Source organism: Bradyrhizobium sp. WU425, from assembly GCF_021052305.1.
Lineage (GTDB): Bacteria > Pseudomonadota > Alphaproteobacteria > Rhizobiales > Xanthobacteraceae > Bradyrhizobium > Bradyrhizobium canariense_D.
Genome location: NZ_CP088089.1, coordinates 6736111 through 6757831 on the forward strand (window position 1 = coordinate 6736111; position 21721 = coordinate 6757831).

Here is a 21721-nt window from a genome sequence, read left to right on the forward strand (position 1 = left end):
GGAGATAGTTTAGCTGCCTTGTGCGGAGATCAGGATCGATGGCCAGTTCGTTCAATTTCCTCGGTTGGACGCGCCGCCGCAGATGCGGCTCTGGTTCGACATCGATGGGCTGGGGCTCGTGCCCTTGATCAGCTGCGGTCGAAAGTATTTCGCAACCAGCGCATGAACAAGGCCGTCGTCCAGAAGACGAGCTGACCGCGATGGGATTAACGCAGAAACGGCGATACGTCTACCTGACGCGCGTCCTTGCTGCTGGGACATTCTGACGTGACCGTCTGCTACGTCAGATTCCTCGGCTGCCCGGGCCACCATTACCGTGCTCTTCACCGCGTGGCCACCGATGGCGGTTTCGGCCCGGCGATGCCGGGACCCTAACCTTTTCTCCGGCCAGTCGACTTACACGTCGCGGTCCGACGTATCCCGGGACAAGGCCGCCGAGCTCGCCGGCATTCGCCTACGCTTCGCCGGGCATTCGCTGTACCACTGCATCCCGGCAGTGCGTCGGTCAGCCCTCAGCTGCGGACGTTGCGAAACCCGATGCTGTGGAAGCCAGCAGTATCAGGCCGACGATCTAGGCGACGATTGCTCAGGTTCAGATTCGCGGCACCTCATGAAGCCGCGAAATGCTCGTATGGATTATCGACCAGGGTCAACTGCTCGGGATTGCTCAGATCGAATTCAATAATGCGTGGCACGAGCAGACGGGCATAGCGCGTAAAGGCGCTGGTGGGGGGAAAGCGGATCACGGTGGCGCATCGCGCAAGAAGATACATGTCGATGAGCGCGGAAGCTCCACCTTCAATTCCCATTTCCGCACTATGCAAGGGCCCTGCCAGATCGGCCTGGAACCGTTTTGGTACGGCGAAGATATCGGGAAACAGACCCGATATGTGATCGAGCACCTGTGCGCTATCCGTGCACAGGAAGATCTTAACAGGCTTTGGATATGGCAAAGCCATGGCTTTACGGATTGCCATGCAGACCTGACGAAGAGCGAGCTCCGAATCGGCCCAGTACGGAGCATGCCCCATGATATCTTCGCCATTGCCGTGCCGAACATGAACGCCGATGATACTATGGCCGTTAAAGTGTTGCTCATACAAGTCCTCGATCCGCGCTCGAATCTCAGACCTGAGTTTGATGTTTCGGAAGATCAGTCGTTCGGCTTCCTCACCACAACGCCACATCAGGCAAGCGTCACAGACAATGGTGTTGGCCTCGTTATCGTCTCCTGCTTGGAACAGCTCAGTCAGTTCGTCACGTTCTCGGAAGATCTGCTCGTCCGGACGATTGATACAGTCGATCGATGGCCTATTCCACCACGGCGGGAAGAACGGGCCGGGAAACGAGAGCTGGTTGAGCCTGTCATCGCAAATCACCGGCACGCCAGCGATCTCCTCAACCGGCTCGAAGAACACCGGAAAGGCATTGCTGAAGGGTTGGTCGACATAACAGGAACCGCGCCAGTCAATAACGAGCGTTCGCCCGGTCCGCTGCGCGTACGACCAGGCTGATGCCAACGACCAGAGGCAATCACCAAAGCCGGTGCGCCTCCGAGAAACAACAAAGCGTTCCTTCGTCACGTTATCAAACCCTTCTCGTTGCGCGAGTGTGGCGCACCAACTCATCCGCGATGCCGATCTACGCCGGGCGCTGGTCACCTGGACGCAAGTCACCCAACCCGCAAACTCATCCTGCACGGCACTGCGATTGGCAGGTCATGCTAGAGGTGTCACATTACGCACCTTTTACGACGGCCCAGTCTGTGACGGATGCAGCCGAATACGACGCTGATCCCACAGCCCGCGCAGTTCGTTCAGGAGAGCTTCGCGCCTGGTCCTGTCAGAGGTGACCCTGGCGAGAAGATCGGCCAGAACAGCTTCCTTCTCGATTTGCATCAGCATGTCGAACAGGTCATGCGAGACGCGTACGCTGTCATGGCTGGAGTGACCCATGCGGATCTCGCAGATTGTCTCCTGGCGGTCTAGGCCCGCATGAGCGCGAACCCGGTAAAGAGATACATGGGGCGGCAGTGATACAGCGAGTGCGGTCCAATTTTCGAGCGTTGTTGCCCGCTTCTTGATGAGGAATGACCCGACCACAAGGCCATCCAGCTCGGTCGACAAAAACGCCGTAATCGCATCGGCAACGGAATCTACGATCGGTTCGGCATTGTTGTTGAACGACGTATTGAGCAGAATCGGGACGCCCGTTCGAGCTTTGAACGCATTGATAAGTTCCCAATAGGCGGCATTGCTCGTGCGGGACACCGTTTGCAGCCGAGCCGTACCATCGATATGCGTGATCGCGCCCAGCAATGCACGCATGGATTCGCGCACGCGCACGACGAAATTCATGAAGGGATATTCTGCGCGACCATCCGGCAACTCAAAGAACGCGCCCGCATCCTCCTCGAGAACCGATGGCGCGAACGGTCGATAACTCTCGCGCTTCTTGACCATCGCATTGATCCGGTCCTTGTTTGCCGCGGGCCTCGGGTCCGCAAGAATGCTGCGGTTGCCGAGCGCACGAGGGCCGAACTCGGACCGGCCCTGTACCCACCCGATCACAGCGCCATCAGCGATCCACTCGGCTGCTCTGGCTGCGACGTCAGCGGTCCGTTCAATCTCGAGGTGTCCGGCCCATCCCTTCAGTTCCTGTTCAATGCTGTCGTCGCTGCCGACATCGGGCCCCCAATAAACCGCCTGTAGTCGTTCGCGGGGCGGAGCCTGCCCGGCCTCCTTCGACACCATCAGCGCCGCACCCAATGCGCATCCGGCATCATGCGAGGCCGGCTGCACAAAAATCTCTTCGAATAGCCCTGAGTACAGCAGTTTTCCGTTTAGCGTGCAGTTGTGGGCTACCCCGCCAGCCAGGCACAACCGTTTCATTCCGGTCTGCTCACGATAATGCCGAAGAATGTGAAAGACGATCCGCTCCAGCGCCTCCTGCAATGAAGCGCTCACATCTCGGTGTTGTTGCGTGAACGGCATTCCCTTTCGCCGGACCTCGATATTGCGCAGCAATGCCGGGCCGATACGGTCGAGGTGAACGCGGTAGGCACCGTTGGGGGAGAGCTCATAAAATTGGGAGAAAAGCTCGCGATAGCGAGCGGGATCTCCATAAGGAGCCAATCCCATGACCTTATATTCGTCGAACAGGCCGTAGCCGAGGTATCGGATCGTTTCCAGATAGAACAGTCCGAGAGAGTTGGTCTCTGGAAACGTCATGAGCTCGGTCATTTCGGTGCCCGACCCCACCGCCAACAGACCCGAGAGGAAGTCGCCACAGCCGTCGATCGCGAGAACCAGGCTTTCTTCAAAACCGGACATTGCCAAAGCGCTTACGGCATGGGCCTGATGATGGCCTACGAATGACACCCGCGAAGGGTCAACTTGGGTACCGAACTCTGCCGCGAGAAGGTGCCGCAACAGGAGATTCGCATCCAGCGGAATTGAGATCTCAGGTTGTGAGATGAACAACCGTTCGAGCATCGAATTGCAGTAGGCTTCAGTCGCGTAGAACGCAATACGATCGACGTCGCGAAGCTCCACACCCGCGGCTGCTAGACAGTATTCAATCGCACTGCTCGGGAGCTTGTTCGAATGTTTGATGCGGTTGAGGCGCTCCTCTTCAACGGCGGCGATCACGCGACCGTCCTTGACGAGCACCGCGGCGCCGTCGTGCAGAAACGTGTTCGGTAGTTGCAGCGGGTTTTCATAGACCCTGTCAAGCCCGCCACTCAATCCTAGACACAGCATCTTGTTCTCCGTTCATTTTGAGAGGCCTGTTGGCCTATTTCATATCGCTTGCTTGGCGAGTAGGCTGCACGTCGCCGCGGGGCCGCAGGCATCGCCAACGAAACGAGGCTCGTATAAGCGTCGGCCGCGAACCGAAAGTTCGTTACGTCCGTGTCTGATCTCGCACGCGCGACGCTTCGCTTTAGGTCTTGTTCCTCTCACCGCATCAGGCGTTGCCGAAGCAGCGCAGCTGAGACGATGAAGGGAATGGCTGCGTAGATGCACAGTGTGCCCACATGCAAACCGACGCTGTCGACCGGCCGACCGAGCATTGCTGGACGAATGAGATCGACCGAATGTGTCAGGGGCAACAAGGCCGCGATGCGTTGAAATGAACCTGGCAGCTGGCTGATTGGGAAGATCGCCCCGCTCAAATACATCATGGGCGTGAGGATAAGGGATTGGTAGAAGATGAAATAGTCGTGGCTCGGTGCAAGAGCGGAAACGACCATTGCGAGGCTCGCGAAAGCAACGCCAGTGAGGGCGATGGCCGGTAACGCATAGGGAATGGACGACCACTCTGCATACCCCAGCGCGACGGCAACAATCGTGATCGCGGTCCCGGCGAGCAAGGCCTTGCTTGCTGCCCATGCCACTTCACCTAGAACAATGTCGCCGAGCGTGAGAGGCGTACAGAGCACCGCCTCCCACGTGCAACCTGTCTGCATGCGAGCGTAAGCCCCATAGATGGTTTCAAAGGTTGAGGAGACCATTGCGCTTGTGGCGACCATGCCAGCCGCCAGAAACGCAATGTATGAAGTTCCCTCAACGCCACCTACGATCATTCCGAGGCCAAAGCCAAGACCGAACAGAGAGCTCATCGGCTCGGCCAGATTCCCAAGAATCGATGCCAGAGCGACTTTCCGCCAGACCAGAAAGTTGCGGCGCCATACCGCGATCCAGTTCCATGGATTAGCAGGGAGCGCGGGCGCAAAACGTTGCCACATCGTTCAGTCCTTCATCTCTCGCCCGGTTAGCCGCAAGAAGACATCCTCCAGATTTGGAGGTCGCTGCAGAAGACGGAGATCCGGACGGTTGGCAAGCCGGCGACGCACCTGCTCGGGATCCGCGGCATAGCAAAACAGCGTCTCCCCGCTCACCTCAGCGTGCTGCACTTGGGTTCTGACCAGCGGCAGCAACTCATGCGGGTTACCACCGTAAATCTCGATCACCTGACACCCGATCTGCTGCTCGATCAGAGCATGAGGCTGCCCTTCGGCGATCTTGCCGCCGTGCTCAAGCACGCACAGGCGGTCGCACAATCGCTCCGCCTCTTCCATGAAATGGGTGGTGAGAAGAATCGTTTTGCCGCGCGCTAATAGCCAGCGCAAGCGTTCCCAGATGAGGTGCCGGCCGTGCGGATCGAGGCCAGTCGTCGGCTCGTCAAGCACCAAGAGCTGCGGGTCGTTAATGAGGGCACGTGCCAGCGTCAGTCGCCGCTTCATGCCGCCGGACAGTTCGGCGACGCGCGCGTCCGCCTTGTTCTCCAAGCGAGCGAATTCGAGCAGTGACGGCGTCACCGCTTTGACCTCGGTCGCGCTCATGCCGAAGTAGCGACCGAATACGAGCAAGTTTTCGCGCACGGTGAGCTGAAGATCGAGGTTATCGAACTGTGGGACAACCCCGATGCCCCGACGCGCCAACGGCGCACGTGCCGGCACCGGCTCGCCAAGCACGTAGATCTTACCTGCGTCGGGCGATGCAACACCGAGGATCAAACGCGCAAGCGTGCTTTTACCCGCGCCGTTTGGTCCCAGCAGACCGAAGCACTCTCCTGGCGAGACCGTAAACGAAAGAGCGTCCACGACCGTCCGGTCCTTGTAGGACTTACTCACCTCGAAAAGGTCGATTGCCGGGCTTGACATTTGCTTACGCGATCGCGACGGACGTTGTTCGCACCGCGTCCTTGGTCGCGTGCTTTTTCGTCCAAAGCAGGCCGTCACACCACACGTGATCGACGCGTCCCCACTGGCACGCGGCGGCAGCATCCGGGAAAAAGCCGCGTCCATGCAGATTGGCGCTGGTATTGCAAAGCAGCGGAATGGCTGTGAGCTTCTCGTACGCGATGAGAAGCTCGACCACTTTATGCTGAGATGTTCTGGAAACCGTCTGTAGGCGAGCAGATCCATCGAGATGCACGACGGCGGGAATTTTGTCCCGCCATTCCGGTCGCGTCTGGTGATCGAACAGCATGTACGGATCGGCTATTCCGGGGCTAAAAATCTCCGCCGCACGATCCTCCAGGCATATCGGCGCTACCGGCCTGAAATGCTCACGAAGCTTGACGTCGTTGAGATGATCTTTCATTCCCTCCCAGCTCGCAGCCGCGAGAATGCTTCTGCCACCCAACGCACGTGGTCCGAGCTCGGCACGCCCGGCAAGGAAGATCACGGGCTTGTCACTCGCGAGTATTGCCGCAAGTTCGCCCATAGTGCAGGGCGCGCCGTCCCATCCGGGCGGGACTTCGCTGGGACGAACGGCCGGTCCACTGTAGACCGTCCATTCCAGAGCTCTAAAGCCTTGCTGTGCCGCCAGTGCAGAGCAAGCAGCACCGATCGCTGAGCCGCTGTCGTTCGGAAAGGGCGGCACCCACACGTCATCGAACAGGCCGGTCGCGCGAAATGCACTATTCCACTTGATATTCAGGCCACAGCCGCCGGCTATGCAGAGGTTACGCACCCCCGCAAGATCCGAATGTCGCTGCACAACATCAGCAATTGTGCGAACCAGCAGGCGCTCTAGAAAGACGTGAAATGACGCAAGGATGTCTTCGGCCTGCTTGGCCTTCAATCGCAGTGCGCACGCATCGAAGAAGTCGTGCAGAGCTTCAAGTGGTGATAGTGAGCTGTTGATCTGTGCAAGCTCATGACAAGCGCCCTCAGCATCCGTGGCAAAGTGCGCCTGGTAAAGCTCCTGAAACGTCGCAATAATCTCCTCGTCGGGAGCTCCCATTGCGATATAGGCCATCAGCTTGCCGGCGATGCCGAGATCCCAGCTGGTCCGGTCTGCCCGCCTGTAAGGTCCGAAGTGATGTCCTGCGGTCGCATAGGCGTGGCCTATCATCGGAAACAGGCACTCGATGAACCGGATGCCGTGCGGCTCGACATAGTAGAGGCGCGGAAACATGCAGCCGTCCCACACCAAGCAGAAAGCAGATTGTGCGGATTTGGCGAACGAGCTGGTGCAGTATGCGGATGCTACGTGCCCGGTGACATGCGGATAACTTTGATAGGGATATAGTTTCCCATCAAGCATAAGGCCGATGCGATCGCGGGACGCGAGGGGGCTATCGCCTTGGCGTTCGATATACGGTGCGCCCTTGAGCTTGACGGTCGTCGTCCCACTAAGGACTTCAAACTGGGATTCGAACTCTCCATCCCAGCCATCAATGACGAACTGATCGACATCGCTCGGATCAAGCCCGTGCTCCGCCAGGGCGCTAACAACGGAATCCAGGTTGTCGATGGTTTGATAACGAGGATTATTGTTCAGCTTCTCCTGCTCGACGCAGAACACCACTCGCCCGTCTTCAATCAGAGCGACGGCCCCGTCATGCGTCAACTTGATACCGCAGATACGCATAGTGGCTCCTCTCAGCCTCGGCCGTTGGGTGGGATCGAAGATGGCTCCGGATTCCGAAAGCGGACCAAAAGGCAGTCTTCGTCAGCCGACTGCCCCTGGCACTGCACGCGTTCGACCTCAATGAGCGCTTCAGTCAGAATCGAGATGACCGTCTCGGCGCCAGCGACATGCCCCCATCGCTTGCAGGTCGCATCACGTGCAGATCCGAAGACCAGATGCCCACCCGGAGCAAGCATCTTGACCATGTTGTCGACTGCAGTACGCATTTGTGTCATGTCTTCGAGATAATAGAGAACTTCGGCGACCACGATCAGATCGAACAGCTCTGCGGCCGAGAACTGCAGAATGTCAGTCGCCGCCCAGCTGATATGCGACCACCTCTTGGTCCGCTGGACCGCTCGACCGATCGCTCGCGGCATAACATCGATGACCGTGAGCCGTTTGCAGTGAGGAGCAAGCTTCTCTGTAAACGCACCGGCCGCGCACCCGATTTCGAGGCCATTTGAGACGGCGCTGTTCGACAGCGACAGCCGCAGCAATTGGGTGTGACGCTCACGTTCGAACGGATTGTCGTCGAGCCGCCACGGATCCTCATTAGACAGCTCCCGTTCCAACGATTGATATGTCTGGTGCACGTTCACGACCTAATCTCCTACAAAGCTGCTCACTCAGTCTCGGCCGCAATGCCATCCGGCGCGATCAGCTGCGATGGGGCGCGCGAAAGACCTGCCCTGCGAATCGCGCCAGGCATTTCCGATCCGGGGTTAAGGCTTGGTCCAGTTGTCGCGTCTTCGGTCGAGCCCTTCGATTCATCAACGTCTGGTGATTTCGCTATTTTGCGCGAGAGCCAATCGCTGTTGCTCAAGGTACAGAGCGCATAGGCTTTCATCGGGAGCAGGAGGAAGATGTTGATCGGGGTGTGCAGCGAGAAGCCGATAAATCGAAGCTCGCCGGCGCGCAGGGCTGCCACGCTGCATCGAATCAGGGTCATCGCGACGATGGTCAGACCGGTCCACCAGGGCACGGTGCCCGTGAGCGCGAGCTGAGCGAGCGCGGCAATCGATGAGATGGCGAGCAGCAGCGGGCCGAGGTTCTGTCCAACCACGTCCAGCGTGAGGTACCGGTCGAGGCTGGGCAGCAGGTGCAAACCGAGCAGGGTGTCGCGGTAGGTGCTGCGCGCCCAGCGGAGCTGTTGGCGCAGATACGGCAAGAGCGTGTCCGGTACCACCGTGGCGGCGATGGCGTCCGGAACGTACTCCGTTCGGAACCCTGCCTTGAGCATGAGGATGGTCAGATGACGGTCCTCACCGAAGTCGCTGGGTTTTCCCCGGAAGAACTGCGTCTCGTATTGCTCGAGCAGCAACAGCAGCGCGGAGCGCCGGTACATGGCGCACGGCCCACAGCAGCACATGACGGCACCAAACCGCGTCTGCGCCGCGCGCTCCTCGTTGCAAGCCAACCAGTACTCCATGTCGATCAATCGGGTCAGCCAGCTGTCGTTTCGGTTGCTGGCCTTCAATTGGCCCATGGCCGCGCCGACGGCTGGATCCTGCATCTTGCGCACGAGCTTGCTGACCACGTCGCTGTCGATTTCCGTGTCGGAGTCAACGTTGAGCACGAGATCGCCGAATGAGCGGCGAATCGCTGCGATCTGCGCCTTGCGTTTTCCAACATTGCTTGGCAGCAGAATGATGGTGAATCTCGGGTCATACGCGTAGCTCGCGTGGACCGCGGCCACTGCGCCGACATTTGCCGAGCCGTCGTCGACCACGTAGACCTGCAATCGCCCTGGGTAATCCTGACTTGCGATAGACTTCAGGCAGGCCGCCAGCGTGCGCGGGTCCTCGTTGAAACAGGGCACGATGACATCGACGCTGGGCAGAGCATCGGCGTCGACCCGGTCGTACGGCGGCAGTGGAGCGTCGCTTCGCAGCGCATAAAGCGCCTGCGCGCTCTTGTGGACGCTGGAGAGCAACGCGTAGGAGGCAACAGCAGCGGTGCTGATGGTGGCAAGCAGGCTCATGGGAATCGATCTATTCAGTGAGGTTGAGGAAGCGACCGGATTGCAAATCCACGGTCATGCAGTGCTGGAATGAGTTGGGCGAGCGCCGTCACGGTCTGGTCGCGCCGACCAGTATGAGGGCAGCGTCCCAACTCGTCGGGAGGGCATCCGTCGTGCAGGAGCACGATTGCGCCCGGCTGGACCGAGGCCAGCACCGCGGCAACAATCGCCTCGACGCCGGGACGCGACCAGTCTTGCGGGTCGACTGACCAGTGCAGGGCTGCCAGTTCGGCCTTCGCCGACACAGCGAAGGCCTCCTTGCTCCAGATCCCGTACGGCGCACGCATGTGCCGCACAGAGGCCCCGGGGCAGGCCATTCCGATGACCTTATTCGTCGTGAGGATCTCGTATTCCACCTCATCCGCTATGCATTTGGCCAAGTCCGGGTGCGTCATTGTGTGGTTTGCGACCTCGTGCCCTTCTGCAATGATGCGCTGGATCAGCTGCGGCTGGGCCGCCGCGTATGCACCGATCACGCAGAAGGTGGCGGGCGTCCGATGCTGCGCCAGAACATCCAGGATAGCCGGCGTGCAAAGCGGGTTGGGACCATCATCAAAGCTCAGATAGACGCAAGGCTCTCCGCCGGCATCGGGGTAGTCGCTCCGCGCTTCAGTCGCGTCGTTTGTGGACTTCACAGTTCTGGCCCGTTCCGTTCGATCGTGTCACCCGCCGGCCATTCGCTCATGGGTCTCGCAATCGGCAGAACGAGGCCGACCACGTCCTCCACACGCGTCGGAGGCACAGTGAGGTAGATGTCCGGACGAGCGGACCGGACGCGGAGCCCTGGCAGAATAGTCGCCAATCCCTGTCGCCCGAGCAGCCTGGTAATATGTTTCTGCAGGGCAGCTCGGACCGTGCCAAAGCCGAACGGCACGCCAAGATCTCGCAATACGGGATACATCACTCGGATCGAGTGGGTTATTCCAAGCCCCTCCAGATCCGGGCGAACCCCGTACAATCCGAGTTCAGCCACGAGCAGATCGGTCTGACCAATTTTTATGAAGCGGCGTAGTGCCGCGATGTGAATCGCAACGCCACGATCATCGTAGCCGATTGCCCGAATTTCAGGCCTTGCGCCGGCCCAGCTTCGATGACCTTCAAAGGGCTTTGCATTGAATTCCCCGGTCGGACCATAGGTCTTCCGGAAGAAGTCGGATAATTCAATATGGTCAGCAAGTTCAAGGTCATTCTCCCAGCACAACCTCCAACGGACTGGAGGGCGCGCCGAAACACCTCGTGTGGATTCGGGCACGATCATGTTCATAGGGCGTCATTCCTGTTCGCTATCTGGCTCCTGACGCAGGCCAGCAGTTCGCTACCTTCGAAAGGCTTGCTCATGAACTGGAGTCCAGGGCCTCGCCTCACATCGTGTTCGGAATGGCCTGTGAGCAGAACGGTGGGAATCGCGCCTCGGGATGCAACCAGATGATCGAAGAGCTCGAGGCCACTCATCGCGCTCGAGTGCATGTCCGCGATCAAGCACGACGTGATCGAACGGCGGTCTGATTTCGAGAACCCCTCTGCGGTCTCGAATGGTTCAGGCACGTAACCTGCGGAAAACACCATATCCGTCAGATCTTCACGCACTGACTGATCTGCATTCACAATCGCGACCACATCGCGCGTGTGCGCAACTTTCATCAGATTCGCCAAGGACGCCTTCGCTTGCATGTTCCGCACGATTTCACCGTCGCAAGGACGCAATCCAATCGGATGCGACCAAGGCACATTTGGCACCCGCAACCGGAGGGGTGCGACCGGACGGCAATCTACGGCCTGGTTGAGGGCTCGCTCAATTCTACGGCGGTACACCGTGGATATAGAATGGGTTGGCGAAGCCATACGATGGTTTGCTCGTCGTATACGCCCACGCAATTTTGCGGATTCCGATCGTTCTAGCTCACGGCGATATGGCTTGCGCAACACGCGCGAAACTGCGACCGCTCGATCGAGACGTCTTGATTGATACCTAGCGCTGGGCTGAGACGCGCAACGATTTGTAACCATTCTGATGGATCTGACATCTCGCTAAACTATCGTTTGCTATCCTCATTCGGTACAAATGGTAAAATCGATTATATCGATAGAACACATTCACAGCGTGGATCGTTCCGGATTATGCGTTTCAAGGGCCTTGATCTGAATCTTCTCGTCGCGTTCGACGCCCTGGTGACGCAAGGCAATCTCACTACGGCGGCAAGAAGCATCAACCTCAGTCAACCTGCCATGAGTGCCGCCGTCGCGCGGCTTCGCACTTACTTTCGCGATGAGCTATTCACCATGAAGGGGCGGAAGCTTGTCCCAACGCCGCGGGCTGAAGCGCTCGCAGCCCCGATTCGCGAGGCTCTCGCTCACATTCAGCACTCCATTATTTCTCCAGACGGCTTCGATCCGTCTCAATCGAATCGGCGATTTAGGATCATCCTGTCCGACTTCATGACTGTCGTGTTTCTTCGAGGGGTCGTGGACCGCGTCGCGCGGGAAGCACCAACAATCAGCTTCGAGTTGCTGCCGCCCGCAGAGGAACCTGATGAGCTTCTCCGGCGCGGTGAAGTCGATTTTCTCATGTATCCGCAGATGTTTATGTCGAGCGCGCATCCGAAGGCGGCTCTGTTCGAGGACACTTTCGTCTGCGTGGGCTGCCCCATGAACAAGCAGCTCGCTTCGCGTCTCACGTTCGAGAAATACATCTCGATCGGGCACGTGGAAGCCCAGTTCGGGCGGTCCCTGAGGCCCTCCTTCCACGAATGGCTCTTGCTCGAGCATGGTTTCAAGATACGCACCGAGGTCGCGGTGCAGGGTTTTGGCATGATTCCGCCTATGTTATTGGGCACCAACCGTATAGCGAGCATGCCCTCAAGATTGGTCACCCATTTCGCACAGACGATGCCGCTGCGGGTTGTCGAACCTCCCCTGCGACTTCTCACATTCACAGAGGCCGTCCAATGGCCCGCCATTCATAATACTGATCCTGCAAGCATGTGGTTGCGCAACATATTCTGGCAGCAGGCATCCACGATGGTCTCTCCGTCCGAGATCAGCCAATGTCACGGCCCGTCCTAGACGCGTTTGAGTGCCGCCACATGCAACGGATATGGCACGATCGTTCGAGACCCGGTCCTTAATTGCGAGCAACGTTTTGCCAGACGCTTGAGGGGCACCTGCGTTGAGATGATGCCTTCAGGAATGGTCTTGAGCTCGCCTTCCGTCATTCTCCCGACGTTCACGGCGGCGGACCTGCGCCGTTGAAGAGCAGCCGTCATCTCCAGCACTCAAAACCTGGGCAGCGATCACGCGAGCAACGCCTTTGAGCCCACAGTGCCACAACAGGACTAGCGGACGATCGAAAAAGCTGATAGGCGCCAAGCCCGCCACCGCGCCACGACTGGTGGTGCGACTGATCCGCGATGATCAACCCAATCAACCGCAGCGCGCGCCGAGGTGATAGACGTCACGAAGGATTGCGACTGAAAGAGAGCCATCCGATGAGATCAGTGCTGTGTCTGGGTTCGCCGTTTCGGGAGGCCGTGTCTCAGCGGGCTGTCACGCACATGCTTTCGCTTTCCTGATGATCAGGCCGCAGAATAGCCACCGCTGCTGCAGGATCAGGAGACATTGCACACTTTGGGTTAGCCCACTGTCGGGCAGAGGAAGCAAACGCCAGGTTGCACAACGGCATCACGTGGACGCACCTGTCACATTCTTTCACGCACGTCGCCGCTCCGTCTCCTTTTTGCCCCACCACAGCCAAACGGCTTCGTCACGTGCGGCGCGAGTGCAATCACCAAAGGAGGTTTCTGTTGGAAACGCCGAGCGGAGTCTACGATCCGGATGATCTCGCGAGCTTGGGAAGGCTGTTCGATCAAGCGATCGCGTCTTTACCGTCATGCATGCGAACCAGCGAGAATCGCGTAGCGATCGCCAGACTGGTGATGCAACGCGCAGCGAGGGACGAATTGGCGTCGCTCGCGCACTTGATGCTTGCACTTGTCTAGGCCGCTTGAGCACCGGCATGCACTCTAACCTTCTGGAGCCTGCAGCAAGAGACGCATCATCTAGATCATTGAAATAGCTTGATTCTCACGTGACGTCAGGTTGTAGGCTTGCAAATTGAGGATCATGACAAACGCGATACCACGACGGCGCCGATGGCGCATTGGAGAACTTGCAGAGGCGACCGGTGTAACCGTACGCACTCTGCATCATTACGAACATACCGGGTTATTGACGGTGTCGGAACGTACCTGTGGCGGTCACCGCATGTACGATCGGGAAAGCCTACAACGCGTCTCCCAGATTCGCGCTCTACGTGAGCTCGGCTTCTCGCTTCCTGAAATCCGCAAGGCGATCGAGGGGCGGACATCTCTCACGGACCTGTTGCGAAACCATCTGGAGCGGATTGAGCTTCAAGTCGCGCGCGCGACATTATTACGGGATCGGTTGCGCACTATGACGACGCAAGGTGAGACAGAAGTCAGTGTCGACGAGCTGCCGGCGACGCTAGATGCCATGTCGCGGATTGAGGAGCGTACCCCCTCTGCCATCTGCACGTGCGCCTCTAACGCGAGCCGCGAAGATCGGTGGCGAAAGATTCGGGACGAGCTGCGGAGCTGCATGGACCGGGGTGAGCCTCCGTGCTGCGAGCGGGCAAATGCAATCGCGGGTCAGGCTCGTTCGCTGCTGACTGAGATCGCAGGAGTTGATTCGACTGTCTCGATGATACTTAAGGTGCTGACGCGATTGACCGAACCACACAATCTCGCCGGCTGGGATGCAAGCCTCATGCGATACCTCGATCTCGCCCTCGCCGCGCTGGAGGACCAGCTGGGAATGAGTTGAGCGCACCCGTCGCGACGCCCTATTACTGAAATGTCTCTAAACCGCATGAGGTGATGGTGATCCTGTCTGACCGCGGATGGTTCGTCCCTAGCAGTCGCCTCGGACTCTGCGTTGTCGGTTGGGTCTTTCGCTCTGTCGATCTTGGCAATCAACCTCAACGAGCACGCTTCGAAGTACTTGATTCGTACGTAGCGTCACATTGTACCTTCTAAAGCATCGACGCAGCGACGGGGCGACAGACAGAGCGCCGGTTAAACCGAGGGAGACTCCAATGATCGGCATTAGTTTCGGAAGTTCTCGGTGAGAGTTCTCGACGAGAACAAGTCGATGGATGGTCGTGCGCGCCTTCCAAGCGCCTCCTCGGCACACGCCTGTCGAGCACGGGAGACTGGCGAATCTACCGGGTATCAGCAGAATGTTCGATATTGGTCCTGTCAGCCCCTAGACGACCGCTTCTCTTGACCAGTGTCGGAACGTCTGCTCGTCCGTGCCCGCCCGAAGCTTATGGCCCAACCTGGCAACAACCTGACCCTATTCGTACGCAACCTGAGTTCAATCCAAACATCATTGTTGGCCGCCGCGTCATACCAGAATGGCGAAGCAGACCAAGTCGTCTCGCGAGACACCGGGAGTCATGTATGACGATCCTTCGCATTCACAGGCTTGCAGCTGCTGCGCTCCTTTCCGTGGCCCTGAGCTCGAGCGCCAGGGCAAAAGATGTTTACATTGCCATAGCGGATCCGATGACGGGAAGCACTGCGGCGCTCGGCGCGCAGATACGCGATGGAGCGGCCGCAGCTGTGGATTCGATAAATGCTTCGGGTCTGCTGCCTGACACAAGGCTCATATTGAGAATCGCCGACGACGCATGCGATCCCAAGCAGGCTGTCGCTGTTGCCAATCGCCTGACAACTGACGGAATCAAGCTCGTCGTTGGTCACTTCTGTTCATCTTCGTCGATTCCGGCTTCAGACATATACGCCGAAGCCGAGGTAATTCAGATTTCACCTGGGTCCACCAATCCCCGTCTGACAGAGCGTGGCCTAACGACCCTGTTTCGGATATGCGGCCGCGATGACCAGCAAGGCAGAGTTGCCGCCGAATACATCGCGCGGCATCACCAAGGTGCAAAGCTCGCAGTCCTCGACGACAAGAGCACAGCAGGCAGGGGTATCGCCGATATCGTAGAATCGCGCCTTCGTGCAGCCGGCGAGCATCCCGTTCGACAAAGCTATGTTGCAGGCGAGAAGGATTACACCGCTCTCGTTTCGCGACTGAAGAGAGAGGGGATCCAGCTCGTCTATATTGGCGGCTATTACAACGAGATCGGCCTGATCGTGCGTCAAGCCGCGGAGGCGGGCGCGCGTCTGACCGTGATCGCCAACGATCCGCTGATGACCACCGGCTTTTTGGCCATTGCCGGCGAGGCCGCGAACGGCACGCTCTTTACCTTTATGCCGGACCCGACGAAGAATGCTGCAGGCGCAGCTGCGGTCGCCAAGCTCAAGGGTTCGAGCCTAACCGCCGCAGGTTACACGCTCTACGCTTATGCCGCGGTTCAAGCATGGGCCGACTCCGTCAAACGGGCCGGCACCTTCGATGCTATGCGAGTCGCTGCGGCCCTCCGCTCCGAGTCAATCGACACGGCTATTGGCACTGTTAGATTCGACTCCAAGGGAGACAATGCCGCCCCTGGCTTCATCGTTTACCGCTGGCGCGACAATTCCGTCGAAGCGGTCGAGCAGAACTGACCGCCCGTGCCAACACCGTACGGAGCGTTCGAATGATGAACCATCCTCGATATATCGATTACGCGCTGCTCACGTGCCTCGCAATCGCCGCAGTCGCAGCATTTCTCACCCTCGCAGCAATGCTATCAAAGCTGTCGTGCGCGCCCGCAGGGCCGCCCGAAGAGTACGTTCCCATTCGTCTGGTGCCACTGCAATGAGCATCACTTCCACATTCGGAAGGCAGACGAATATCCGTGCCTTCTTCCAGCTATTGGAATTGATGCGCGCCTCGCTCTCGGGAGTGAGCTGTCAGGCCCTCTTTAGAACGAACGTACGTCTTGAAACGATGTCAGTCACGCGCGTTCCCTCTGCCGATTGCGCGGGTTCGAGCCAATCGTTAGCTGCGGTGTTCGGTCGAGGGACGTGGCCTTCCATCTCTTTCCTGGAAACAGGTATTGGTTCGGAAAACGCCGTGCGACGCCTGATCCGTGCTGATCGCTATCCGGCCTTGGGACGGAGTCTGAACCGGTACGGCCCTTAGAGCCAGGTCTGCCTCCCAACACTCACATTCATGCAGGCCTCGCCCTTCTTGGGTCCTAACAAAGCGCACGCACCCACGTAGGCTCGCCGAACGCCCTCAACTACTCTCGTCGACAAAAAGGGAGAACACCACTTTGGATGCAAAGTTGCAGACTATGCTTTCCTCGCTCTCGCCGGTGGCTCGCGAACTGGATGCTCTACCGTCGGGGCGTCCCACCACCGACAACAATTGCGTGAAACTGAACACGAATGAGAACCCATTTCCTTTGCCAGACATCGTGATGCGAAGCGCAATTGCAGCTCTTGAGCTGCAATACCGCTACCCAGAAGACGACAATCTCAGCTTGAGGCAAGCGGCCGCAGCTGCGTATGGCATTGCAACTGATCGCGTGATCGCTGGCAATGGATCGTCTGAACTCCTCAGCCTGATTTACAGAGCCTTTCTTGCCCCGGGCGACGAGGTCGCAATGATGTCGCCGGGTTTTTCCTTCAATCTCAAGCTTGCCATGTTGCAAGGGGCCCGCTTTATAGAAATTCCCTGGTCTGCACCTGACTGCTTGCCGATGGACCAGCTGCTTGTCGGTCCGGCTAAACATGCCAAGTTCATTCTGCTGGCCAATCCGAATAATCCGACCGGAACCTTTGTTCCGCTCGCTGAGATCGAACGCCTCGTTACACGATCTGATCGATTGATCGTATTGGACGAAGCTTACGTCGATTTCGCACCTGAGGACGGCCTACGCCTTGTTGAGCGCCATTCGAATCTTCTGGTCCTGCGCACATTTTCCAAGAGTTATTCGGCCGCTGGCATTCGCGTGGGCTTCGGTTTCGGCCATCCCGAGCTGATTGGGCGGCTTCGCAACATCCAGAACGTTTTCAACATGAATGTGGTCGCTCACGCGGTGGGCATGAGCATCCTTGCGCATCGGGACGCCTATGAGGAGAACCATCGCCACGTCAGGCTTGAGCGTCAACGTGTAACGGCCGCCCTCGCAGACGTTGGATTCTGCGTAACGCCTTCGCACGCGAACTTCCTCCTCGCCCGTGTGCCGTTAGGCCAGGGTGGCAGATGGTGGCAGGCGGCGTTGCAAGACCAGAGAGTCCTTGTTGCCTTCTTTCCGGATGCCGGCCTGGAAGAGTGCATTCGGGTTAGCATCGGTACAAAGCGCCAGATGGATGCGTTTCTTGCGGCCGTCGGCAGCATTCTTAGGAAAGTGGGATGTCGTGGCTAGTGGTCCCTTCCACTCATGTCATAGATCTCCGTCGTAATCGATCCGGTCCCACACATCATGCGGCTTCGCGACGCAGCCCTGAGTCAGTTTTTCTCCATTCGCCGCATTACGCCCCGTTGTGAACGACTTCGCAGTAATAAAGCGCATTACCAGCGAGCACCTCTTGCACTCCCGAAACCCGGCGGACTCCGGTCCTCTCTATATAGGAGATAACTGAGTGAGAAACGTTGTTCCCTCGAACCTGACCTGCGGCATCTTTGACCATCTTGACGAGGACGGCCGCGATATCACCCGGCAATACGCTGACCGCCTTACCCTGGCGGAGGCCTACGACCGGCTCGGTTTCTATGCCTATCATCTGGCGGAGCATCATTGCACTCCACATGGACTGGGTCCGTCGCCGAATTTGTTTCTGTCAAGCGTCATACAACGCACACGGCGACTTCGCGTCGGTCCTTTGGTCATGCTGCTCAACCTCTATCACCCGCTGCGTGCATTCGAGGAGATCTGCATGTTGGATCACCTGAGCGGCGGCAGGGTTGAGGTCGGCCTTGGTCGCGGCTCTCTGCCGATCGAACTGAGCTATTTTGGCGTTGGAGCCGATGTCGCCTCGAGCCGTTACGAGGAAGCTTCTCAAATCTTCGTTGGCGCGATGAATGGCGGCCCGCTCACATACGAAGGGCGGCATTTTGCGCTGAGCGACGTCCCTTTGACGCTTTCACCTCACCAGCGTCCTTGTCCCCCGACATGGATTGCAACAAATCGGCCGGAATCCGCCCGCTGGGCGGCGGCAAATGGCGCCAATCTTGCCTGCATGGGCCCCTCTTCTGCCGTTCGCAAGATCACCGATGTCTATCGCGCTAATCGAAACGTCACGGGCGACGCCAACAGCTCAGCGCCATTTCTCGCGTTGCTCCGCATGATCGTGATTGCCAGCTCTGAAGCAGCGGCCCGTTCCCTCGCCGCGCCCGCCTACGAAACATGGCTCAAAAGCTTTAAATTCCTGTACGAGCTCAATGACATCCCGCCTCCGTCCAACCTGCCCCTGACCTTGGATGCCGCAATTGAGAGTGAACTGTGCGTTGTCGGAACGCGCGCTTCGGTGCGCCAAACTCTTCTCGATCAGGTCGAAGAGGCAGGCATCAACTATCTCCTTTGCCAGCTCGCCTTCGGATCTCTGTCACTGGATGCCTGCCTCAACACCGCAAATGCCATTCACTCCGAGCTCATAGCGGCAGATCGCTGACGGTGACCCGACAGCGGTTCCAATAAGTTCGCCCTTGACCCGGCAATAAATGGCGACAGCCAGGCCAGTGAGTACCGCAGCCGAATGCATCGATCAGGCTGCTCTTATCGTTCAAATGGCAATTACGCGCATGCGATCCGTTCGACTACATTACCAAACAGGGCGCTTAACGGCAGTAAATGCCCTGACTCTAATTTTGCGTGCGTTGGTATCGACCGAACAGTGGCCGGCATGGACAGGTGAGTTGGCTCACGCTGATCCCGCTTTGGCGCGCCAGTTCGTCGATCGCATTTTACACAATTCCAGGGTGTGCCCTATCGCCCGGTTGGGCCTGTCGTGACGCAGTGCCGGCGGCGCTCCGACCGGACGGAGGAGATCGCGCGTAAGCTCGAGATCGTGCTGGCGGAGTTGGCTTCGCTGCGCATTCTGCTGGCTGGGCACGGCATTAGCACCCCGCCACCTCTCGATGATGACTACCTCACTGTTCAGCGGTTCGCGGCGACGAATCACATAAGTCCCGAAGCCGTGCTCTCTCGGATCCGCCGCGGCAAGTTGCGTGCGGAGAAACGCGGTGGTCGCTGGTGGGTGAAATGCACGGTTTGCACAGCATAGCCGTGCAGTGACGAGGACAGTAAGAGAGAATGGATCAAGATACGGAAGCGGCACATGGAAATGATCTGTGCGTTCACGTTGGTATCTCCTCTGGGCTCGACGCGACAGCCAATCAAGAGATTCGTCGAGGTGAACGTGGCGCACGACCAACACACCGACGTAAGACCGCGAGGCTCGATTTCGATGGCCTACGCAATCACAAAACGCGTCGGCGCCCCGAGCACTTGCACATCGGATGACCATCTTTACGTGACCGGGATCACTCAGTCGATTCGGTCTTGTCAACAGAGGGATCCGAGTGAACAAACGAAAGAGCACGGACGCGTGCCACCAAACGTTCCACCCGGCTGCAGCAAGTCTTGTAGCAAATGGAACGCGGCGCACACGCTCCATCTCGGTTTTGAACGTGAGCCACCGCACGCTTACGGCCTAGAGCATAGGAAGAGAGATGCTTTGCTCGCAAGTCGCACAGTTGCGAGTTTCCCTGATCATAACTCGAACGTCCGTCTCACACCCGTAGCAGCGGCAAGTGTATCCAGGTCATTTCGCCTGTTCGGGCCTCGGCCCGCGCACCGGTGTCAAACGGAACAAATCTGATTTCGCTGGGATGCGCGCCAGAACCTGGCTGCAGAAGGAGATAGCCGATGATGTCACCAAGACTGATGTCAGTCCTCGGGTCGATGGTAGCGGTCGAGCGTATGTTTTGGAAACTTAGAGAAATGATCGACGGCGACAGCTCGATCCCACCTGATGTTCGAGAGACGCTTCACATAATGTTAGACGCAAAGCTTCTTGCCGCAAAGGACAAGATCGTGGGCGACGCGCGCGCTGCAATTGATGCAACTCCCGATTTGCCGCAGGCGGCCCGCGACCGCGCATACAGATCGCTCGGCTCTGCAATGAAAATGTTCATGTCCAGCGAACCGCACCGCACTCCGCATGCTCGTAGCGAAATCGGTATCTCCAGCGCTCATCGCAAGATGCATTGACGCCTGCTCCGCTCCATCGAGCGCTTGCCGCGAAAGGGCTAGGTTAACCTACTCAAACCGGCGACAAGAAGACATCGCCTCCATTTTTTCGAGACTGCCAAGCGATGCATGTAAGGCAGCGTCTTTCTCATCACAGATTGTTCCATCAGTAGGCAAGGCCTGGAAAGATGGCTACGGCACCTTCTCCGGCACCATCGCTCGTAATTCCGGCCCTCGGTCTCAGAGGATGAGTGCGGTCCCCTTGCACTTCAATGCGGCCGGCTGGCAGCCTGCCAACCCGCAAACAGCGCGTGACGACAGTTGCGCCAGCGCGTGGGACGATGCCGTCGAGACAAGTGCACCACTCTGACCAGACCACATCGATCGCCATCACGAGTTTCCTTTCCTGCAACGATCACCGCGTGTGGACTGCTCCGCAAGTGATCTGCAGAGCTGTGTCAGGCTAAGAGAAGAGAGATCCAGAACGCTCGCCCGACGTCGCTTTGATCTCGCATCAGGATCAACGTTGAGCTCACCGTGACCAATAGTTCCTTGCCCAGTTCGATTTGCTGAACTCGCCTACCTAAACTGAGAGGTTTCGAAGGTGCGGCTTCCTGCCTAGAACTCTACTTGCGATGGTCAGTACAGCGGATGCATCATGAAGCCTGACGAGCGCCTCGCCGAAGTAATCGAAAACAGCGCGTGTTTTGATAATGAGGCATGGGAGGTGTGGGCACAGTGCCTCTCACCCACCGAGCGGCTGGCGTATATTCGCAAGCATCGCTCTCACTTCCGGTTCACAGATTACGATGAAGTAATAGCTGTTGTACGCGGTCGTCGCTTCACCGGTTGCTCATCGCAGCTCCTTACGTGGCGCCACAGGATACGCGCAAGGACGCTGCAAAGCGCTTTGCTCTTCTCGGTTGCGGTTTGGCTGGGGGTCATCTGGCTTGCGGTGCGCTTCATCCGCTGAAATCAGCAGCCGGGTTTTCGTCCACACCTGAGCGTCACTGTGTTCGCACGCGAGTGAGCACTGCGGCGTCGTTGGAGATGATCTGAAAAGCCGCAACCTGACCCAGCGTTCGGTTCGAACATTCCATTAGGCGCTAA

The 21721-nt window shown here is 58.3% G+C and carries 17 protein-coding genes; 7 read left to right on the top strand and 10 right to left on the bottom strand.

All coding sequences use genetic code 11. The features are described 5' to 3' along the window. Positions 1–608: 608 nt before the first annotated feature. The 10 genes from BcanWU425_RS32410 to BcanWU425_RS32455 all read right to left on the bottom strand — a co-directional run bounded on the left by BcanWU425_RS32410 (position 609) and on the right by BcanWU425_RS32455 (position 11097). On the bottom strand, positions 609–1628 hold the full coding sequence (locus BcanWU425_RS32410) for a nodulation protein NodZ (RefSeq protein ID WP_166517534.1): 1020 nt from the start codon (positions 1626–1628) through the stop codon (positions 609–611). 120 nt (positions 1629–1748) lie between these two features. Further along, positions 1749–3761 (bottom strand): carbamoyltransferase family protein, encoded by a 2013-nt coding sequence (locus BcanWU425_RS32415; RefSeq protein WP_231189073.1) that lies wholly within the window; start codon positions 3759–3761, stop codon positions 1749–1751. Positions 3762–3958: 197 nt separating this feature from the next. Next, a complete protein-coding gene (locus tag BcanWU425_RS32420; protein WP_231189075.1) occupies positions 3959–4747 on the bottom strand; it encodes an ABC transporter permease in 789 nt (262 codons plus the stop codon). A gap of 3 nt (positions 4748–4750) precedes the next feature. After that, on the bottom strand, positions 4751–5665 hold the full coding sequence (gene nodI / locus BcanWU425_RS32425; RefSeq protein WP_231189077.1) for a nodulation factor ABC transporter ATP-binding protein NodI: 915 nt from the start codon (positions 5663–5665) through the stop codon (positions 4751–4753). Between the two features lie 4 nt (positions 5666–5669). After that, positions 5670–7382: a nodulation protein NodU gene (nodU, locus tag BcanWU425_RS32430; protein WP_231189079.1), complete on the bottom strand. Its 1713-nt coding sequence runs from the start codon at positions 7380–7382 to the stop codon at positions 5670–5672. Between the two features lie 11 nt (positions 7383–7393). Then, positions 7394–8023, bottom strand: a complete 630-nt coding sequence (nodS, locus tag BcanWU425_RS32435) for a nodulation methyltransferase NodS (RefSeq protein WP_231189081.1) — start codon at positions 8021–8023, stop codon at positions 7394–7396. A 23-nt stretch (positions 8024–8046) separates the two neighbouring features. Continuing rightward, the gene (gene nodC / locus BcanWU425_RS32440; protein WP_231189082.1) at positions 8047–9405 is read right to left on the bottom strand and encodes a chitooligosaccharide synthase NodC; all 1359 of its coding nucleotides are present in this window, start codon (positions 9403–9405) and stop codon (positions 8047–8049) included. 14 nt (positions 9406–9419) lie between these two features. Continuing rightward, positions 9420–10079: a chitooligosaccharide deacetylase NodB gene (gene nodB / locus BcanWU425_RS32445; protein ID WP_231189083.1), complete on the bottom strand. Its 660-nt coding sequence runs from the start codon at positions 10077–10079 to the stop codon at positions 9420–9422. Continuing rightward, a complete protein-coding gene (locus BcanWU425_RS32450; RefSeq protein ID WP_231189085.1) occupies positions 10076–10708 on the bottom strand; it encodes a NodA family N-acyltransferase in 633 nt (210 codons plus the stop codon). The genes nodB and BcanWU425_RS32450 overlap by 4 nt, the downstream gene beginning before the upstream one ends. Beyond that, positions 10705–11097: a response regulator transcription factor gene (locus tag BcanWU425_RS32455; protein ID WP_231189086.1), complete on the bottom strand. Its 393-nt coding sequence runs from the start codon at positions 11095–11097 to the stop codon at positions 10705–10707. The genes BcanWU425_RS32450 and BcanWU425_RS32455 overlap by 4 nt, the downstream gene beginning before the upstream one ends. Positions 11098–11562: 465 nt before the next feature. On the opposite strand from BcanWU425_RS32455, the gene BcanWU425_RS32460 reads away from it, so the two are divergent. The 7 genes from BcanWU425_RS32460 to BcanWU425_RS32490 all read left to right on the top strand — a co-directional run bounded on the left by BcanWU425_RS32460 (position 11563) and on the right by BcanWU425_RS32490 (position 21584). Continuing rightward, positions 11563–12507, top strand: coding sequence for a LysR family transcriptional regulator (locus BcanWU425_RS32460; RefSeq protein ID WP_231189087.1), 945 nt, complete (start codon positions 11563–11565; stop codon positions 12505–12507). Positions 12508–13563: 1056 nt separating this feature from the next. Continuing rightward, positions 13564–14283, top strand: a complete 720-nt coding sequence (locus BcanWU425_RS32465) for a MerR family transcriptional regulator (protein WP_231189088.1) — start codon at positions 13564–13566, stop codon at positions 14281–14283. A gap of 638 nt (positions 14284–14921) precedes the next feature. Next, positions 14922–16034, top strand: coding sequence for a branched-chain amino acid ABC transporter substrate-binding protein (locus tag BcanWU425_RS32470; RefSeq protein ID WP_231189089.1), 1113 nt, complete (start codon positions 14922–14924; stop codon positions 16032–16034). Positions 16035–16708: 674 nt separating this feature from the next. Continuing rightward, a complete protein-coding gene (hisC, locus tag BcanWU425_RS32475) occupies positions 16709–17785 on the top strand; it encodes a histidinol-phosphate transaminase (RefSeq protein WP_231190946.1) in 1077 nt (358 codons plus the stop codon). A gap of 217 nt (positions 17786–18002) precedes the next feature. Then, positions 18003–19031 (top strand): LLM class flavin-dependent oxidoreductase, encoded by a 1029-nt coding sequence (locus tag BcanWU425_RS32480; protein WP_231189090.1) that lies wholly within the window; start codon positions 18003–18005, stop codon positions 19029–19031. Positions 19032–20287: 1256 nt separating this feature from the next. Next, a complete protein-coding gene (locus BcanWU425_RS32485) occupies positions 20288–20632 on the top strand; it encodes a hypothetical protein (protein WP_231189091.1) in 345 nt (114 codons plus the stop codon). Between the two features lie 637 nt (positions 20633–21269). After that, positions 21270–21584, top strand: coding sequence for a hypothetical protein (locus BcanWU425_RS32490; RefSeq protein WP_231189093.1), 315 nt, complete (start codon positions 21270–21272; stop codon positions 21582–21584). Positions 21585–21721: the final 137 nt, after the last annotated feature.

What these genes read in the sequence shown, in the direction of transcription:
- BcanWU425_RS32410 (WP_166517534.1), bottom strand. Translation starts at nt 1,628, where the DNA reads ATGAGTTGGTGCGCCACACTCGCGCAACGAGAAGGGTTTGATAACGTG.
- BcanWU425_RS32415 (WP_231189073.1), bottom strand. Translation starts at nt 3,761, where the DNA reads ATGCTGTGTCTAGGATTGAGTGGCGGGCTTGACAGGGTCTATGAAAAC.
- BcanWU425_RS32420 (WP_231189075.1), bottom strand. Translation starts at nt 4,747, where the DNA reads ATGTGGCAACGTTTTGCGCCCGCGCTCCCTGCTAATCCATGGAACTGG.
- nodI (WP_231189077.1), bottom strand. Translation starts at nt 5,665, where the DNA reads ATGTCAAGCCCGGCAATCGACCTTTTCGAGGTGAGTAAGTCCTACAAG.
- nodU (WP_231189079.1), bottom strand. Translation starts at nt 7,382, where the DNA reads ATGCGTATCTGCGGTATCAAGTTGACGCATGACGGGGCCGTCGCTCTG.
- nodC (WP_231189082.1), bottom strand. Translation starts at nt 9,405, where the DNA reads ATGAGCCTGCTTGCCACCATCAGCACCGCTGCTGTTGCCTCCTACGCG.
- BcanWU425_RS32450 (WP_231189085.1), bottom strand. Translation starts at nt 10,708, where the DNA reads ATGAACATGATCGTGCCCGAATCCACACGAGGTGTTTCGGCGCGCCCT.
- BcanWU425_RS32460 (WP_231189087.1), top strand. Translation starts at nt 11,563, where the DNA reads ATGCGTTTCAAGGGCCTTGATCTGAATCTTCTCGTCGCGTTCGACGCC.
- BcanWU425_RS32465 (WP_231189088.1), top strand. Translation starts at nt 13,564, where the DNA reads ATGACAAACGCGATACCACGACGGCGCCGATGGCGCATTGGAGAACTT.
- BcanWU425_RS32470 (WP_231189089.1), top strand. Translation starts at nt 14,922, where the DNA reads ATGACGATCCTTCGCATTCACAGGCTTGCAGCTGCTGCGCTCCTTTCC.
- hisC (WP_231190946.1), top strand. Translation starts at nt 16,709, where the DNA reads ATGCTTTCCTCGCTCTCGCCGGTGGCTCGCGAACTGGATGCTCTACCG.
- BcanWU425_RS32485 (WP_231189091.1), top strand. Translation starts at nt 20,288, where the DNA reads ATGATGTCACCAAGACTGATGTCAGTCCTCGGGTCGATGGTAGCGGTC.
- BcanWU425_RS32490 (WP_231189093.1), top strand. Translation starts at nt 21,270, where the DNA reads ATGAAGCCTGACGAGCGCCTCGCCGAAGTAATCGAAAACAGCGCGTGT.